At 65.4% G+C, this 16,379-nt stretch carries 18 protein-coding genes; 9 read left to right on the forward strand and 9 right to left on the reverse strand.

Features of this window, described 5'->3' with window-relative positions; genetic code table 11:
* The first annotated feature begins 37 nt into the window (after positions 1–37).
* The 5 genes from sigM to ACLQI9_RS19205 all read left to right on the forward strand — a co-directional run bounded on the left by sigM (position 38) and on the right by ACLQI9_RS19205 (position 4,234).
* Positions 38–625, forward strand: coding sequence for an RNA polymerase sigma factor SigM (sigM, locus tag ACLQI9_RS19185; RefSeq protein ID WP_442382807.1), 588 nt, complete (start codon positions 38–40; stop codon positions 623–625).
* A 64-nt stretch (positions 626–689) separates the two neighbouring features.
* A complete protein-coding gene (locus ACLQI9_RS19190) occupies positions 690–1,454 on the forward strand; it encodes a hypothetical protein (RefSeq protein ID WP_442382808.1) in 765 nt (254 codons plus the stop codon).
* 74 nt (positions 1,455–1,528) lie between these two features.
* The gene (gene trxB, locus ACLQI9_RS19195) at positions 1,529–2,527 is read left to right on the forward strand and encodes a thioredoxin-disulfide reductase (protein WP_442382809.1); all 999 of its coding nucleotides are present in this window, start codon (positions 1,529–1,531) and stop codon (positions 2,525–2,527) included.
* A 13-nt stretch (positions 2,528–2,540) separates the two neighbouring features.
* Positions 2,541–2,894, forward strand: a complete 354-nt coding sequence (gene trxA, locus ACLQI9_RS19200) for a thioredoxin (protein WP_442382810.1) — start codon at positions 2,541–2,543, stop codon at positions 2,892–2,894.
* Positions 2,895–3,013: 119 nt separating this feature from the next.
* A complete protein-coding gene (locus tag ACLQI9_RS19205) occupies positions 3,014–4,234 on the forward strand; it encodes an N-acetylmuramoyl-L-alanine amidase (RefSeq protein WP_442392004.1) in 1,221 nt (406 codons plus the stop codon).
* On the opposite strand, the gene ACLQI9_RS19210 is transcribed toward ACLQI9_RS19205, so the two are convergent.
* The 9 genes from ACLQI9_RS19210 to rpmH form a co-directional block, all read right to left on the reverse strand.
* Entirely contained in the window at positions 4,229–4,951 is a 723-nt protein-coding gene (locus tag ACLQI9_RS19210) for an acetyltransferase (RefSeq protein ID WP_442392005.1), read from the reverse strand. The genes ACLQI9_RS19205 and ACLQI9_RS19210 overlap by 6 nt on opposite strands.
* Before the next feature lie 363 nt (positions 4,952–5,314).
* Positions 5,315–6,316: a ParB/RepB/Spo0J family partition protein gene (locus tag ACLQI9_RS19215; protein WP_442380082.1), complete on the reverse strand. Its 1,002-nt coding sequence runs from the start codon at positions 6,314–6,316 to the stop codon at positions 5,315–5,317.
* A complete protein-coding gene (locus ACLQI9_RS19220; protein ID WP_442380084.1) occupies positions 6,297–7,271 on the reverse strand; it encodes a ParA family protein in 975 nt (324 codons plus the stop codon). The genes ACLQI9_RS19215 and ACLQI9_RS19220 overlap by 20 nt, the downstream gene beginning before the upstream one ends.
* A complete protein-coding gene (gene rsmG, locus ACLQI9_RS19225; RefSeq protein WP_442380086.1) occupies positions 7,268–7,996 on the reverse strand; it encodes a 16S rRNA (guanine(527)-N(7))-methyltransferase RsmG in 729 nt (242 codons plus the stop codon). Before rsmG ends, ACLQI9_RS19220 begins: the two co-directional genes overlap by 4 nt.
* 60 nt (positions 7,997–8,056) lie before the next feature.
* Positions 8,057–8,638, reverse strand: a complete 582-nt coding sequence (locus tag ACLQI9_RS19230) for a Jag family protein (RefSeq protein ID WP_442380088.1) — start codon at positions 8,636–8,638, stop codon at positions 8,057–8,059.
* A gap of 122 nt (positions 8,639–8,760) precedes the next feature.
* Positions 8,761–9,804 carry a membrane protein insertase YidC gene (gene yidC, locus ACLQI9_RS19235; RefSeq protein ID WP_442380094.1) on the reverse strand — a complete coding sequence of 348 codons (1,044 nt, stop codon included), beginning with the start codon at positions 9,802–9,804 and terminating at the stop codon, positions 8,761–8,763.
* Positions 9,805–9,857: 53 nt separating this feature from the next.
* Positions 9,858–10,085: a membrane protein insertion efficiency factor YidD gene (gene yidD / locus ACLQI9_RS19240; RefSeq protein WP_442380096.1), complete on the reverse strand. Its 228-nt coding sequence runs from the start codon at positions 10,083–10,085 to the stop codon at positions 9,858–9,860.
* Between the two features lie 92 nt (positions 10,086–10,177).
* Positions 10,178–10,534, reverse strand: coding sequence for a ribonuclease P protein component (gene rnpA / locus ACLQI9_RS19245; protein ID WP_442380090.1), 357 nt, complete (start codon positions 10,532–10,534; stop codon positions 10,178–10,180).
* Between the two features lie 22 nt (positions 10,535–10,556).
* Positions 10,557–10,700, reverse strand: coding sequence for a 50S ribosomal protein L34 (rpmH, locus tag ACLQI9_RS19250; protein ID WP_084226258.1), 144 nt, complete (start codon positions 10,698–10,700; stop codon positions 10,557–10,559).
* Between the two features lie 567 nt (positions 10,701–11,267).
* On the opposite strand from rpmH, the gene dnaA reads away from it, so the two are divergent.
* The 4 genes from dnaA (at position 11,268) to ACLQI9_RS19270 (ending at position 16,284) form a co-directional block, all read left to right on the forward strand.
* On the forward strand, positions 11,268–12,764 hold the full coding sequence (dnaA, locus tag ACLQI9_RS19255) for a chromosomal replication initiator protein DnaA (RefSeq protein WP_442392006.1): 1,497 nt from the start codon (positions 11,268–11,270) through the stop codon (positions 12,762–12,764).
* A gap of 527 nt (positions 12,765–13,291) precedes the next feature.
* Positions 13,292–14,491 (forward strand): DNA polymerase III subunit beta, encoded by a 1,200-nt coding sequence (dnaN, locus tag ACLQI9_RS19260; RefSeq protein WP_442381019.1) that lies wholly within the window; start codon positions 13,292–13,294, stop codon positions 14,489–14,491.
* A 7-nt stretch (positions 14,492–14,498) separates the two neighbouring features.
* Positions 14,499–15,644, forward strand: coding sequence for a DNA replication/repair protein RecF (gene recF, locus ACLQI9_RS19265; RefSeq protein WP_442381018.1), 1,146 nt, complete (start codon positions 14,499–14,501; stop codon positions 15,642–15,644).
* A 73-nt stretch (positions 15,645–15,717) separates the two neighbouring features.
* Positions 15,718–16,284 carry a DUF721 family protein gene (locus ACLQI9_RS19270; protein ID WP_442381016.1) on the forward strand — a complete coding sequence of 189 codons (567 nt, stop codon included), beginning with the start codon at positions 15,718–15,720 and terminating at the stop codon, positions 16,282–16,284.
* The last annotated feature ends 95 nt before the right edge of the window (positions 16,285–16,379 follow it).

Below are 16,379 nucleotides of genomic sequence, written 5' to 3' on the forward strand. Positions count from 1 at the left end.
AAGTGCCGGGTACCGACCGATTGGTTACTGTCCGGCCGTGGGCTTCGGGCGCGAGGTTCGGCAGGACCGTCTACCAGAACTCAGCGACGCCGAATTACTGGCCGCGCACGTCGCAGGCGATCGCTATGCCTTCGAGCAACTCTTCTACCGACACCACCGGCAACTGCACCGGCTGGCCCGGCTGACCAGCCGTAGCCGCGAGGACGCCGAGGACGCGCTGCAGGACGCGATGGTCTCGGCGCACCGCGGCGCCGGCTCCTTTCGACACGACGCCGCGGTCAGCAGCTGGTTACATCGCATCGTGGTCAACGCCTGCCTGGACCGGTTGCGCCGCAACAAAACTCATCCCACCACCGCGCTGGACGACGTCTACCCGGTGGCCGACCGAACCGCGCAGGTGGACACCGCGATCGCGGTGCACCGAGCGCTGATGCGGCTGCCCGTCGAGCAGCGCGCCGCAGTGGTGGCCGTCGACATGCACGGCTATTCGGTGGCCGACACCGCGGCGATGCTCGGGGTGGCCGAAGGCACCGTCAAGAGTCGCTGCGCCCGCGCCCGGGCCCGACTTGCCGCCATCCTCGGCTACCTGGAAAGCGACACCGCGCCCCACCGCCCGGCCGGCTAGCCGGCCGCGTCGCGGACGAATCGCGGCGTGGCATTCGGGTTGTCGATGACGGACACTGAGGCAAATGGACGGAGTTGAGCCGGGCGAATGCGACGAGGCGGGCGCCGATCCACCGCTGACGGTGGAGGCCCTCTCCGACCTGCAGGCAGGCCTACTCGACGACGACACCGCTGCCCGGCTGCGTAAGAAAGTTCGCGCAGACCCCGACGCCCGGCAGACGATGGACGCGCTGAACCGGGTCCGCCGCGACATCGCGGCGCTTGGCACCGACGCGTCGTCGGCTCCAGAAGTCGCGCCGCAGGTCGTCGACAGCGTCGCCGCGGCGCTGCGCGCCGAGCGACCCGAACGTTCCCGGCGGCGCGCCGCCCACACCGTCCGCCCCGGCCGCCTCCCCCGCTCGGCGCGGGTGGCCGTCGCCGTCGCCGGTCTGGCCGCGGCCGCCGCGGCGGTCTGGCTGGGAACCGCGGCACTGATCACGGCGCCGCCGCCCACACCGAGCAGGCCGACCACCGCAGAACACATCACGGTGTCGCGCCCGCCGATGACCATTCCGTTGTCGGACCAACAGATCGTCGCCCTGCTCGACGGCCAACCGGACCTCGGCCCGTTCGCCGACCCACAACGCCGCACGTCATGCCTGGCCGGCCTGGGCTATCCGGCCGACGCCCGAGTTTTGGCTGCGCGCCCGGTCGAGATCGCCGGGCGCCCGGCCATGCTGCTGGTGCTGCCCGGCGACACGCCCGGCACGGTGGCGGCCCTCGCGGTGGCGCCGACGTGTAGTTCGGTGGACACCGGCCTGTTGGCTGACAGGATTGTCAACCGGCCGTAGTGTTCGCGGGAACAGCACCGCCTACCCTGGCGTTCGACTGCTTTGAAGCGGCTTGACGTATCCGAAAGGCTGGTATGAGCTCCTCATCGAACACTGTTCACAACGTGACCATCATCGGCTCCGGACCCGCCGGTTACACCGCGGCGCTGTACGCGGCGCGCGCGCAACTGGCGCCGGTGGTATTCGAGGGCACCTCGTTCGGCGGAGCGCTGATGACCACGACCGAAGTGGAGAACTATCCCGGTTTTCGGGACGGGATCATGGGTCCCGAATTGATGGACCAGATGCGCGAGCAGGCACTGCGTTTCGGTGCGGACCTGCGGATGGAAGACGTCGAATCGGTGTCGCTGGACGGCCCGGTCAAGTCGGCCACCACCGCCGACGGGGAGACCTTGCAGGCGCGGGCCGTGATCCTGGCGATGGGCGCCGCGGCGCGCTATCTGCACGTGCCGGGCGAGCAGGAGCTGCTGGGCCGCGGAGTGAGCTCTTGCGCCACCTGCGACGGCTTCTTCTTCCGCGATCAGGACATCGCCGTGATCGGCGGCGGTGACTCGGCGATGGAGGAGGCCACCTTCCTCACGAAATTCGCCCGCAGCGTCACCGTCGTGCATCGCCGCGACGAGTTTCGGGCCTCCAGGATCATGCTCGACCGGGCCCGCGACAACGACAAGATCCGGTTCATCACCAACAGCGTCGTGGTTGGCGTCGAGGGCGACACCAACGTGACCGGCTTGCGGCTACGGGACACCGGCACCGGCAAGGAATCCACGCTGGCCGTGACCGGAGTATTCGTCGCAATCGGCCACGATCCTCGGTCTGAATTGGTGCGCGGTGCTGTGAACCTGGATCCGGAAGGCTACGTGCTGGTCCAGGGCAACACCACGCACACCTCGCTCGACGGGGTGTTTGCGGCCGGCGACTTGGTTGATCACACCTACCGGCAGGCGGTCACCGCCGCCGGCACGGGTTGCAGCGCAGCGATTGACGCCGAGCGCTGGCTGACCGAGCAAGCGGAAGCACCAACATCCGCACCGACCAAATCCGCCGAAACCCCGGCGGCAGCGACACTTTGATTGGAGCACCGCGATGACGAACACCGATTCCGCCGGCACACCTGTGGACGTCTCTGACGCATCTTTCCAAAACGATGTGTTGGCCAGCAATACCCCTGTGCTGGTTGACTTTTGGGCTACCTGGTGCGGACCATGCAAGATGGTGGCACCGGTGCTGGCGGAGATCGCCGCCGAAACTGCCGGGCAGCTCACCGTCGCCAAACTCGATGTTGACGCAAACCCCGAGACCGCCCGCAATTTTCAGGTGGTCTCGATCCCGACGTTGATCTTGTTCAAGGACGGCGAGCCGGTCAAGCGGATCGTTGGCGCAAAAGGTAAGGCGGCGCTGTTGCGCGAACTTTCCGACGCCGTTCCCAACGTCGGTTAGTTCGCTACATATCGCCGCGATTTGCCTGGCGTTTTCCCGAAATCGACAAGCGTCTGCGACAATACCGCCAAGCCTGTCAACGAACGGCAGGGCTGTCACCAGCTCACCGGAGGCCTTGAATGTCGCATCCGCACCGCGGCGCCGGCGAAGCGCTGCGCTGTGGTGACCGCAGCGCAGCGGTCACCGAAATTCGGGCTTCGCTGACCGCGCTGGGGCATCTCGAGGGCCCAGACGAGAACCTCACCACCGGAAAGCATGTGGCACTCGATGTCTTCGACGAAGAGCTTGACCACGCGGTGCGGGCGTTTCAGCAGCATCGAGGCCTGTTGGTGGACGGTGTCGTTGGCGAAGCCACCTACCGGGCGCTGAAAGAGGCGTCCTACCGGCTCGGCGCCCGCACACTGAACCATCAGTTCGGTGCGCCGATGTACGGTGACGACGTCGCCACCCTGCAAGCCAGGCTGCAGGATCTCGGCTTTTACACCGGGCTCGTCGACGGATACTTCGGCCTGCAGACCCACAACGGGTTGATGTCGTACCAGCGCGAGTCCGGGCTCTACGCCGACGGTATTTGCGGCCCGGAAACGTTGCGCTCCTTGTACTTTCTCAGTTCACGAGTGACCGGCGGTTCGCTGCACGCCATCCGTGAAGAGGAACTGGTCCGTCGATCCGGGCCGAAGCTGTCGGGTAAGCGAATCATCATCGATCCCGGTCGCGGCGGTGCCGACCACGGGCTGATCACACACGGGGCCGCCGGACCCATCAGCGAAGCAGACATGTTGTGGGACTTGGCAAGTCGTCTGGAAGGCAGGATGACCGCCATCGGCATGGAAACCTTCCTGTCGCGGCCCACCAACCGCAGCCCATCGGATGCCGAGCGTGCCGCGACGGCTAATGCCGTCGGTGCCGACCTGATGATCAGCCTGCGATGCGCAACCCAGGCCAGCCCGTCGGCCAACGGCGTGGCCTCGTTCCACTTCGGCAATGCGCACGGTTCGGTCTCCACCATTGGCCGTAACCTGGCTGACTTCATTCAACGAGAAGTGGTCGCGCGCACCGGTTTACGCGACTGCCGGGTCCATGGTCGGACCTGGGACCTGCTGCGGCTGACCCGGATGCCTACCGTTCAGGTCGACATCGGCTACATCACCAACCCGCGTGATCGAGCGCTGCTGATCACCACGCAGACCCGCGACGCGATCGCTGAGGGGATACTGGCGGCGGTCAAGCGACTGTATCTGCTCGGCAAGAACGACCGGCCCACCGGAACGTTCACCTTTGCCGAGCTACTTGCTCACGAGTTGTCGGTGGAGCAGGCCAGCCGGCTCAGCGGTTCATAGCCGCGGACCCGCTGCGACCGGTTGCTGCAGCGACGAGGTCTCCAGCAGCCGTTCTAACGCCGCTTCGACCTCCGCCTTCCAACCAAGACCCTTGTCCAGCTCGAGTCGCAAGCGCGGGAAATACCGATGGTGCGCCACCACGACGAATCCCACGTCCCGAAGGAAGTCGGCCTCGATCACGCAGTGCTCGACCGAACAGTCACCCAGCGCCTCGAGCACCGGCCGCAGATCGGGATCGACGGTCTGCGGGTTGAGCAGCTCCGTGACGTTCTCGGTGCGACCGAACGCCTCCAGCGCCCGGACGCCCCGGCGGACCAATTCATCGACCACCTGCGCCACTAGGCTGTAGGGCAGCTCGTCGGCGGCTGGGCCGGGCTCCACTCGCATCGAGGTGAGCAGTACGGCGTCAGCCGACACCGGTCCGGTGGGAAACCGGTGTGCCCGGGGCACCGCACGGGGCGGAGCGTAGAAGGCGTAGCCCAGGCAGGAGGCCTCGCCCTGGCCGGCTTCCGCCGGAACCGCCGTCGCCACCTGACCGCACGATCCCCACTCCAGCATGACCATCGACAGCCACGCTTCCTTTTCGAATTCCGGGTCGGCCAGGTGGTCTTCGTTGCCAAGGGTCGCGGGGTCGACTTCCCAGAAGGTGCAGCGGCGGGCGTGTTTGGGAAGCTGGTCGAAGGCTTCGAGTCGCAGCGGTGTGATTCGAGCAGACACTAAACTCCTGGGCCTCCGTGGAGCGCTGTCATTGATGACCCTGCTTCTCCTCGGGCCATACTGGCCCGCATCGTCGCAGGGCGCCGCCGATGTCCAACTTCCCCGCGACCGGGTGGTGCCGCCACCCCTCAGCTGAGCGTACCCTCCGGGTACGGCCGACGGCGATACCCACGCGACCCCGAATTGAGGCCCGGAAACGCCTCTGCCCCGGCCGACCCGGGCCAACCAGCTACCCAGCGCCTGGCCGATTCCACGTCAACGCTGAAATGAACTGGTGCACAGCCCGATTCAGTTGACTGCGGCATGTTGGGGCGGCTTGGTTGGCCGGATTGTCACAGTGACGTAATCAGTTGGTGTCTGTGGTCAGCTGTCCGACGAGTTCATCAGACCGACGATGCGGTGCAAATCGTCTACCGAACCAAACTCGATCACGATCTTGCCTTTGCGTTTGCCCACGCTGACCGTGACGCGGGTATCGAAGGTGCTGGAGAGCTGCTCGGCTACGTCCTGAAGGCCGGGCATCTGGATCGGCTTGCGCCGCGGCGGCGCTGGCTGGTTGGTATCGCTGCGATTGGCGAGGGTGACCGCCTCCTCGGTTGCCCGCACCGACAGCCCCTCGGCGATGATCCGTGCCGCCAGGTTTTCTTGCGCGTCCGGACCGCCCTCGAGGGACAGCAGCGCCCGGGCGTGGCCGGCCGACAGCACTCCTGCTGCGACCCGGCGCTGAACAGGAATCGGCAACCGCAGCAATCGGATCATGTTGGTGATCAATGGACGGGACCGGCCGATGCGGGCGGCCAGTTCGTCGTGGGTGACGCCGAACTCGTCGAGCAGTTGCTGATAGGCTGCCGCCTCTTCCAGCGGGTTCAACTGCACCCGGTGGATGTTCTCCAGCAGTGCATCGCGCAGCAGGTTGTCCTCGGCGGTCTCGCGCACGATCGCGGGGATGGCAGTCATGCCGGCCGCCTGGGCCGCGCGCCACCGTCGCTCCCCCATCACGAGCTGATAACGCTGGCCGCCGGATCGCTGGGCTCCGTCGACTGCGCGGACCACGATCGGCTGCATGAGACCGAACTCGCGGATCGAGTGCACCAGCTCGGCCAGCGCCTCGTCGTCGAACACCTGCCGGGGCTGGCGCGGGTTCGGCTCGATGAGGGCCGGGTCGATCTCCCGGTACACCGCACCGATATCGGTTGAACCCGCTGAGCCCCCAGCCTGTGGACCCCCCAGCACTACGTTGGCCGCCGCATCGCCCATCCGCGGCCCGAACCGGGTCGAGTCATCATTGGGATCCGCCGGTCCGGTGGGGATCAGCGAAGCCAGGCCTCGCCCGAGTCCGCCCTTCCTACGGTGCGCCTGGGTCATGCTTGTCCCCCTCTTTAGGTGATGGTCCGTCACGCTCGGCGAGCTCGCGGCTGGCGTCGAGGTAACTCATCGCACCGCGCGAACCGGGATCGTAATCGATGATCGTCATGCTGTAACCGGGCGCCTCCGAGACCTTCACGCTGCGCGGGATCACTGTGCGCAAGACCTTCGCCCCGAAGTAGCGGCGGACTTCGTCGGCCACCTGATCGGCGAGCTTGGTGCGGCCGTCGTACATGGTGAGGATGACCGTGCTGACGTTCAGGCCGGGATTCAGATGGACCTTGACCATCTCGATGTTGTTCATCAACTGGGACACTCCCTCCAGCGCGTAGTACTCGCACTGGATGGGGATCAGTACCTCGGGGGCGGCGACCAACGCGTTGACGGTCAGCAGGCCCAGCGACGGCGGGCAGTCGATGAAGACGTAGTCGAAGTCGACGTCATCGAGTTCGGCCAGCGCGGTGCGCAGTCGATTCTCGCGCGCCACCATGCTGACCAATTCAATCTCGGCGCCGGCCAGGTCGATCGTCGATGGCACACAGAACAGGCGCTCGCTGTGCGGGCTGCGCCGCAGCGCGGTCTGTAAAGATATCTCGCCGAGAAGCATCTCGTAGGACGACGGCGTGCCGGAATGACGGTCGGTGATGCCCAGCGCTGTACTCGCATTGCCCTGAGGATCCAGATCGATGACGAGCGTTTTGAGGCCTTGGATGGCGAGCGCTGCGGCCAGGTTCACGGCGGTTGTGGTTTTGCCGACGCCGCCCTTCTGATTGGCGATCGTGAACAGTCGGCGATGACGCGGACGGCGCAGCGGTTTGTAGGCGGTGTGCAGTACCTGCATGGCGCGTTCGGCAGCGGCTCCGATCGGAGTGTCGAATTCCGATGTTTCACGTGAAACATGCGTAGCGGAGCGGGCTCCGTGCTCGGAACCGAACGGGTCGTGCGGCGCACTCATAGGCTCTCCCTGTTCGACCGTCGGCGCGGCACACCCCGGCCCGGAGCCGGCGAGCCGCGCCGTGCCACCACCACGGTTGTCGGCGGAGACAGATAGTTCACGCCACATTCCACCACCCTGGCATCCGCGGCGCCTAACGCGTTCATCACACGCCGATACTCGCGCACTTCGTCGGGTGCCCGCTCGCCCTTGATCGCGAGCATCCGACCGCCTGGCCGCAGCAGCGGCAGACTCCACCGTGTCACCTTGTCCAGTGGGGCCACGGCCCGCGACACGACGGCATCACATCCGCCGACGTTCTCGCGGACGGCCGGTTCCTCGGCGCGGCCCCGGAGTACTTCGACATCCAACCCGAGCTCGGTGACGGCCCGGTGCAGAAACTCGCTTCGGCGGAGCAGCGACTCGATCAGAACGATGCGGAGTTCGGGCTGGGCGATCGCCAGCGGCAATCCCGGTAAGCCGGCCCCGCTACCGATGTCGGCCACCCGCTCGCCGGGCTTCAACAACTCGGCGACCACACCGCAATTCAGGAGGTGCCGTTCCCAGATGCGGTCGATTTCGTGCGGGCCCAGGAGCCCCCACTCGACGCCGGTGTCGGCCAGCAACTCGGCGTAGCGATGGGCGAGATCGACACGGGGCCCGAAGACGGCTGCCGCTGCTTCGGGCGGTGGCGGCACCTGCGACTGCGCTCGCTTGTTCGGAACGACATGTTTCACGTGAAACATCCCTCCCGTCCGTACTCGCCGGACCCAAGCGAACTACAGGTGTGTAACTCTGCTTCTGGTTCAGTCGACCAGTACGACGACTCGACGCGACGGCTCCACGCCCTCGCTCTCGCTCCGGACTCCTCGAACCGCCGCGACCGCATCGTGAACGATCTTGCGCTCAAATGGCGTCATCGGAGCGAGTTCTTCGCGCTCGCCACTTTCCAGTACTCTCCTGGCAACCTTGTCGCCCAACGCCGCCAACTCGTCCCGGCGGCGGCGGCGCCAACTCGCGATATCGAGCATCAGTCGGCTGCGCACCCCCGTCTTCTGATGCACCGCCAGCCGGGTTAGTTCCTGCAAGGCGTCGAGCACCTCGCCCTTGCGGCCCACCAACTTGTTCAAGTCGTCGCTGCCGTCGATGCTGACCACCGCGCGAGTGCCCTCGACGTCCAAATCGATGTCGCCATCGAAGTCCAGGAGGTCCAGGAGCTCTTCCAAGTAGTCGCCCGCGATCTCTCCCTCGGCGACCAACCGCTCCTCCGTATCGGGCTCGGTATCGGTATCACCATCGTCCGCCGCCGTGTCCTCCGACGCCTCTTCTGGAACCTCTTCCGTTGGAGCTTCGTCGATGTCGTGTCCGTTTGTGTCGGTGTCCGTCATCCCTGTCTGTTTCCTTCCCGTCGTCCGGACCTGCGCCCGGCTAAGTCTGCTGCCCGGTCCCGGTACGAGCTCATCCCCCACGTCCACGATGGACCGTCGCCTTGGGTCGGCCCGATCCTCGGTCAGCGTCTGCGCTTCTTCGGCTTTGCGCCCGGGCGTGGGGTGCGGCCGGCCGGATTGCTGTTGCGCGCCACCTGATCGCCCTTGCTCGTGCCGGCCTCCGACGGTTCCGTTGCTGCAGATTCACCATCGGCACCGCCCGCAGGCGCCGGCGATCCGTTGCCGTCCGCCACCGCGCTCCTCGCCGGCCGCTTGGGTTTGGCGCCGGGCGTCGGCGCGTTCGCCGCCCGACGTTCCAACGCTTCGCGCTTTTTCGCCTCTTCCTCTTTTTCGATCATCCCGAAGACGACGTGCTGCTGGCCGAAGGTCCAGATGTTGTTCGAGAACCAGTAGAAGATGATCGCCAACGGCAAGAACGGTCCGCCGACCACCACGCCGAGCGGAAAGACGTACAGCGCGAGCTTGTTCATCATCGCCGTCTGCGGGTTGGCCGCGGCTTCGGGGCTTTGCCGCGCGATCGACGCCCGGCTGTTGAAGTAGGTGGCGATGCCGGCCAGGACCATCACCGGCAGGCCGACCGCGATGACGGCGGGCCGACTGAATTCGGTGAAGGCCGCGAGGCTGGCGCCCCGTTGTGTCATGGAGGCACCCAGGGGTGCGCCAAACAGGTTGGCGTCCAGGAAGTGTCCGACATCCGCGGCGCTGAAGACATAGTTACCCAGCTCGCGGTTGCGCTCCGGAGAGAGCCCCAGCTGTCCGATACCGGTGGTGGTCCGATTGAAGCACCGCAGCACGTGGTACAGCCCCAAGAACACCGGGATCTGCGCCAGCATCGGCAAGCAGCCGAGTATCGGATTGAACCCGTGTTCGCGCTGCAGCTTCTGCATCTCCAGCGCCATCCGCTGACGATCCTTGCCGTACTTCTTCTGCAGCGCCTTGATCTGCGGTTGCAACTCCTGCATCTGGCGGGTGGTGCGGATCTGCCGGACGAACGGCTTGTACAAAATCGCCCGTAGCGAGAACACCAGGAACATCACCGACAGCGTCCACGCGAAGAAGTTCGACGGGCCAAGCAGAAAGCCGAAGGCCTTGTACCAGACCCACATGATCGCCGAAACCGGGTAGTAGAAGTAGTCCAGGCTGAACGGATCAAACAACTTCAATCACTCTCCCCTAGCGTCGCTGGGGTGCCCCAGATTTCCACCCGGACTGCCCGGCGCTCCGGTATCGGGTCCCATCCTCCCCGATGCCACGGACCGCACTTGGCCAGCCTGACGGCTGCCAGCCCAGTCCCCCGCAGCAACCCGTACTCGGCCAGCGCCTCCACGGTGTACTGACTACACGTTGGGGTGAACCGGCACGTCGGTAGCCGTAGCGGCGACACCATGTGCCGGTACAGCTGAATGAGGAAAATCAACCCGCGGACAACCGCGGTCTCGGCGCTGTGTAGCCACTGCCCCAACTTTGACGTTATGTCATTCACCGGCCGGATCCCGTCGCCTCGATCCGCCGTAAGCCGGCCCGTAGTTCTTCTTCCAATCGAGCAGATCCGACGTCACGACTGCTCGGCAGCGCGCGGATCACGACGTGCTCGGAGCGGTCCAGCCCGTCGAGCACTCCCCGAGCGACATGCCGTAACCGCCGAGCCAATTGATGCCGTTGCACGGCCGAGCCCACTGATCGCGAAATGATCAGTCCGACCTTCGGCGCTTCGGCGTCGTTCTCGTTTCCGCGCCGCGAATAAATGACGAGGTCTGGCTGCACGGCCCGAGTTCCGTGCTTTACCGTGGCACCGAAATCGGCCGACCGCGTCATGCGGTTCCGCGCGGAAAGCACCGCTGTGACACCGGGATTCGAATCAGGCAGTCAGCGAGCGGCGGCCCTTGCGCCGCCGGTTTGACACGATCGCCCGCCCCGCCCGGGTGCGCATCCGCAGCCGGAAGCCGTGCACGCGGGCTCGGCGCCGGTTATTCGGCTGGAAGGTCCGCTTACCCTTTGCCACGACTCTCTCCTCGTTGAACCTGGCATCGCGTTCCGGCCCGGTACCGGTGGAACACGATTGCACTCACCAAGCCTTGGCAGGCTCTGTGTCTCGCTGGTAACCGGCGCGGGCCCCGTTGCATATTGCGCGGATCGCAGCCGTATCGCCGACTTTCGGGCGACTAGACGAGGGTACGCAGCAGCGTTCCCCGGGTCAAACCTGGCCGTCTCGGCGCCCGACTGCGCGGCGATATTTCACTCATGTCACACCCGCCACCGCGGCCGGCGAGCAATTCTATGGAAGCGCGCCCGAATGTTGCAGAACGGTTGGCGCGCGGACGGAAAACTTGTTAACTTCGGCCAATGCCGTTTCATACTGGAACGGCGCCCGACAACGAACCGAGGATGGCGGATCGGCTTCCTGGCCAAGTGACCTATGCTGGCTGTCTCGAGCGCCGATCCCGCGTGCCGTCAGCCGCGACCTGCGGCTTGGTGGCGGTCGTCCTGTCCACACTTGTGGATAACCATGTGGACAGTTCGTGGTCGCGGCTAAACGCTGTACTTCGACGTCATACCAGGGGGACCGTCGTTGACCGATGACCCCGGATCAAGTTTCGCGGCGGTCTGGAATGCGGTCGTCTCCGAACTCAACGGCGAGATCGCCCCAGACGCTTCCGTAACCAACGGCGAACCGTACGTCCCTGCCCTGACACCGCAGCAACGAGCCTGGTTGAACCTTGTACAACCGCTGACGATCGTCGAAGGGTTCGCTCTGCTGTCGGTGCCCAGCAGCTTCGTGCAGAACGAAATCGAACGACACCTGCGTACCCAGATCACCGAGGCGCTGAGCCGTCGGCTCGGCCAACAGATCGAACTCGGCGTCCGTATCGCCGCCCTGGCCGGTGACGAATCCGATGACGGCCTGGTGCCCGACGAATCGCTGGTCGATGTCGACGAGGTTGACGAAGACCGCGAGGCCCTCGCCAGCGCGCATCAAAACTGGCCGACCTACTTCACCGAGCGACCACAGACCGCTGACCCGGAAGCCTCCGGCGGCACCAGCCTGAATCGGCGCTACACCTTTGACACCTTCGTCATCGGCGCCTCGAACCGGTTCGCCCACGCCGCTGCCCTCGCGATTGCCGAGGCACCCGCCCGGGCCTACAACCCACTGTTCATCTGGGGCGAATCCGGCCTCGGTAAGACGCACCTCCTACACGCGGCCGGCAACTACGCGCAACGACTGTTCCCCGGTATGCGGGTCAAGTACGTCTCCACCGAAGAGTTCACCAACGACTTCATCAACTCGCTGCGAGACGATCGCAAGGTCGCCTTCAAGCGCAGCTACCGCGATGTCGACGTACTGCTCGTCGACGACATCCAATTCATCGAGGGCAAAGAAGGTATCCAGGAAGAGTTCTTCCACACTTTCAATACTCTGCACAATGCCAACAAGCAGATCGTCATCTCCTCCGACCGACCACCCAAGCAGCTGGCCACCCTGGAAGACCGGCTCCGGACCCGGTTCGAATGGGGGCTGATCACCGATGTGCAGCCACCGGAGCTGGAAACCCGCATCGCCATTCTGCGCAAGAAAGCACAGATGGAGCGCCTGGCGGTCCCCGACGATGTGCTGGAACTCATCGCCAGCAGCATCGAACGCAACATCCGCGAACTCGAAGGCGCGCTCATCCGAGTGACCGCGTTCGCGTCGCTGAACAAAACCCCGATCGACAAGGCGCTGGCCGAAATCGTGTTGCGCGACCTGATTGCCGACGCCAGCACCATGCAGATCAGCGCGGCCACCATCATGGCCGCCACCGCGGAGTACTTCGATACCACGGTCGAGGAACTCCGTGGCCCCGGTAAGACCAGGGCCCTTGCCCAGTCACGGCAAATCGCGATGTATCTGTGCCGCGAACTGACCGACCTGTCACTGCCGAAGATCGGGCAAGCATTCGGCCGCGACCACACCACGGTGATGTACGCCCAACGCAAAATCCTCTCCGAGATGGCCGAGCGACGCGAAGTCTTCGACCACGTCAAGGAACTCACCACCCGGATCCGGCAGCGGTCAAAGCGCTGAGCGCCGGCCGCAAGACCACAACGCCAAAAAACTTTGGGCACGGCCATCCCACCAGTCACAACACAGGTTGTGGATATCCCTGTGGGCAGGCTGCTTGCGTTATCACGCGGGCACAACGGTCACGTGCACAACGGCGGGTGATCCCCAACCCCTACACACAAACCACACAGCCATGCACGTGTCATTCACAACCCGGTTGGCAGCGTTGCGCAGCGCAGATGTCGTGCTGTCCCCAAGATGCACAGGCCTTAATACTGTTACTGGTATATCTCCGCAGTTTCTTCTTGGAAAAGACACCTGGGGACGGAGCGTTCCACACCCACCCGGCAAGGCAAGAACACCCTGAGTGTCATTGATTCCGATTAGCTTTCAAGATGGCGCTCAAAGCTCTACGGTTGTGGTTCGACTGCCGGTTCGGTCGTCGAAGCGGGTTTACGGGCACAGGCGTCAGTCAGCGGGAAATCGCACTCCACCGGGGGTGGGGCCGCTGAAGTTAGCCTTGTTGTTCGAGCTGATGAAGGGACGCAATGGACGTGGCGATGACCACAGTCGGTGTGACCGACTTGAAGTTTCGCTTAGTGCGCGAAGACTTCGCCGATGCGGTGGCATGGGTGGCGCGGACGCTGCCCACCAGGCCCACGGTGCCGGTGCTGGCCGGCGTCCTGCTGACCGGCTCGGACGACGGCTTGATGATCTCGGGGTTCGATTACGAGGTTTCCGCCGAAGTACGGGTGGCAGCGGAAATTGCTTCTCCGGGAACAGTTTTGGTGTCAGGCCGGCTGTTGTCGGATATCACTCGCGCGTTGCCCGACAAGCCGGTCGACGTCCAGGTGGAAGGTACCAGAGTTTCCTTGACGTGCGGCAGCGCGAGATTTTCGTTGCCGACGATGGCGGTGGAGGACTACCCCACGCTGCCGGCGTTGCCGGAAGAGACCGGTGCACTGTCGTCGGATGTGTTCGCCGAAGCCATCAGTCAGGTTGCAGTCGCGGCGGGCCGCGACGACACGCTGCCGATGCTGACGGGAATCCGGGTGGAGATTTCCGGCGCGGCGGTGGTGTTGGCCGCTACCGACCGGTTCCGGCTGGCCGTTCGGGAGCTGACGTGGTCGGCGGCCGGACCCGACGTTGAGGCGGCCGTGCTGGTGCCGGCCAAGACGCTGGCCGAGGCGGCCAAGACCGGAACCGACGGCGCCGAAGTCCATTTGTCACTGGGGTCCGGACCCACCGTGGGCAAGGACGGATTACTCGGGATCAGTGGAAACGGGAAGCGCAGCACGACCCGGTTGCTGGATGCGGAGTTCCCGAAGTTTCGGCAGCTGCTGCCGACGGAACACACCGCGGTGGCCACCATCGGGGTGGCGGAGTTGACCGAGGCGATCAAGCGCGTCGCGCTGGTCGCCGATCGTGGTGCGCAGGTCCGGATGGAGTTCGCCGAGGACGTGCTGCGACTGTCGGCCGGGGCCGACGACGTCGGCCGGGCCGAAGAGGACGTTGCCGTCGAATTCGCCGGCGAACCGCTGACGATCGCCTTCAACCCGACATACCTGACCGACGGGTTGGGGTCGTTGCACTCCGAGCGGGTGTTGTTTGGCTTCACCACCCCGAGTCGACCGGCGGTGTTGCGCCCAGCCAGCGACGACGATCCACAGCCCACCGATAGCGGACCTTTCCCGGCGGCTTCGACCGACTACGTCTATTTGTTGATGCCGGTCCGTCTTCCTGGTTAGCGGTCAGGTGTTCGTCCGTCATCTGGGCTTGCGAGATTTTCGATCGTGGGCATACGCCGAGGTCGACTTGACACCGGGGCGGACGGTGTTTGTCGGTCCCAACGGTTTCGGTAAGACGAATCTTGTTGAAGCACTGTGGTATTCGTCCACATTGGGCTCGCATCGGGTAGCGACCGACGCGCCCTTGGTTCGGGTTGGCTCATCGCGGGCGGTGGTGTCGACGATCGTGGTCAATGACGGCCGCGAGTGCGCCGTCGACTTGGAGATCGCCGCTGGTCGGGCCAACAAAGCCCGGTTGAATCGATCGCCGGTGCGCAGCCCGCGTGAGATAATAGGGGTACTCCGGGCGGTGTTATTCGCGCCGGAAGATCTGGCTCTGGTTCGGGGAGACCCCGCAGATCGACGCCGCTACCTCGACGATCTGGCAGCGGTGCGACGACCGCGGGTGGCCGCTGTGCGGGCTGACTATGAGAAAGTTCTGCGCCAGCGCACCGCATTACTCAAATCCGCGTCCGGCGCGAGGTTTCGGGGTGATCGCGGCGCCCTGGACACGCTTGATGTGTGGGACGGGCATTTGGCCGCGCACGGCGCCGAGTTGATGGCCGCCCGGATGGAGCTGGTGAACGAGTTGGCGCCCGAGGTGCAGAAGAGCTATCAGCTGCTGGCGCCGGGCTCACGGTCAGCCGCGATCGGTTATCGTGCCAGCGTCGATGTCGAGCCCGACTGCACGGACGTCGAACGGTTGCGTGCGGCGCTGCTGGCGGGGATGGCGCAGCGCCGCGACGCTGAACTGGAGCGTGGTGTCTGCCTGGTTGGTCCCCACCGCGACGACCTCGAGCTACGCCTTGGTGAGCAACCCGCGAAAGGCTTTGCCAGCCATGGTGAATCGTGGTCGATGGCGTTGGCGTTGCGGCTGGCGGCCTATGAACTGTTGCGCGCGGAGGGGGGCGACCCGGTGTTGTTGCTCGATGACGTCTTCGCCGAACTCGATATCGCCCGCCGGGAGGCGCTGGCCGCGGCCGCGGCCTCGGCGGAGCAGGTACTGGTGACCGCGGCGGTCCTCGACGACATTCCCCGTGACTGGGATGCCAAGCGAGTGACCATCGCGCTGCAGGACGGCGACAGTGGACCGGTCTCGGCGGTGCAGACGTGACCGGAGCGGCAACGATGCAGGCCGGGACGCCTGAGGTGGGGGCACCTCCCGCTCGCGGGGGAGAGCGCGACCATTGACTGATGAACCTGGCGAAGCTAGCTCAGGGCCGCCGGAGCGGCTGAGCGGGTTGCCCGGTATGGACCTGGTGAGGCGAGCGCTGGAAGAGGCTCGCGGCGCCGCCCGCACGCAAGGCAAAGATGTGGGGCGTGGGCGGCGGCTGCCGCCCACCCGCCGCGTTGCCGGCGCCGCAAGCCGGCGCCGGTGGTCTGGCCCGGGGCCCGACAGCCGTGATCCGCAACCGTTGGGCAATGTGGCCCGCGACGTGGCGAAGAAGCAGGGTTGGTCGTCGCGGGTGGCGGAAGGCACAGTGGTCGGGCAATGGCCGTCGGTGGTCGGTCGACACATCGCCGACCATGCGACCCCGACCGCACTGCGTGACGGAGTGCTAAGCGTGTCGGCGGAGTCGACTGCTTGGGCCACGCAGCTACGAATCATCCAGGCGCAGGTGCTGGCAAAAATCGCCGCCGCGGTCGGCGACGGTGTGGTGACCACGCTGAAAATCACCGGCCCGGTCGCGCCGTCGTGGCGCAAAGGACCGTTGCACATCGCCGGAAGAGGGCCCCGTGACACCTACGGTTGAGCCGCAACGATCCGCTGAGGGGCGTCACAACGGTACGACTTGGGCCGTCAAGCGTCGGGACGCAAGCTAGATCGAGAAATTCCGCACACGGCGAA

Origin of the sequence: Mycobacterium sp. (assembly GCF_052143115.1) — a bacterium.
GTDB lineage: Bacteria > Actinomycetota > Actinomycetes > Mycobacteriales > Mycobacteriaceae > Mycobacterium.

What these genes read in the sequence shown, in the direction of transcription:
- ACLQI9_RS19190 (WP_442382808.1), top strand. Translation starts at nt 690, where the DNA reads ATGGACGGAGTTGAGCCGGGCGAATGCGACGAGGCGGGCGCCGATCCA.
- trxB (WP_442382809.1), top strand. Translation starts at nt 1,529, where the DNA reads ATGAGCTCCTCATCGAACACTGTTCACAACGTGACCATCATCGGCTCC.
- trxA (WP_442382810.1), top strand. Translation starts at nt 2,541, where the DNA reads ATGACGAACACCGATTCCGCCGGCACACCTGTGGACGTCTCTGACGCA.
- ACLQI9_RS19205 (WP_442392004.1), top strand. Translation starts at nt 3,014, where the DNA reads ATGTCGCATCCGCACCGCGGCGCCGGCGAAGCGCTGCGCTGTGGTGAC.
- ACLQI9_RS19215 (WP_442380082.1), bottom strand. Translation starts at nt 6,316, where the DNA reads ATGACCCAGGCGCACCGTAGGAAGGGCGGACTCGGGCGAGGCCTGGCT.
- ACLQI9_RS19220 (WP_442380084.1), bottom strand. Translation starts at nt 7,271, where the DNA reads ATGAGTGCGCCGCACGACCCGTTCGGTTCCGAGCACGGAGCCCGCTCC.
- rsmG (WP_442380086.1), bottom strand. Translation starts at nt 7,996, where the DNA reads ATGTTTCACGTGAAACATGTCGTTCCGAACAAGCGAGCGCAGTCGCAG.
- ACLQI9_RS19230 (WP_442380088.1), bottom strand. Translation starts at nt 8,638, where the DNA reads ATGACGGACACCGACACAAACGGACACGACATCGACGAAGCTCCAACG.
- yidC (WP_442380094.1), bottom strand. Translation starts at nt 9,804, where the DNA reads ATGTGGGTCTGGTACAAGGCCTTCGGCTTTCTGCTTGGCCCGTCGAAC.
- yidD (WP_442380096.1), bottom strand. Translation starts at nt 10,085, where the DNA reads ATGGTGTCGCCGCTACGGCTACCGACGTGCCGGTTCACCCCAACGTGT.
- dnaN (WP_442381019.1), top strand. Translation starts at nt 13,292, where the DNA reads ATGGACGTGGCGATGACCACAGTCGGTGTGACCGACTTGAAGTTTCGC.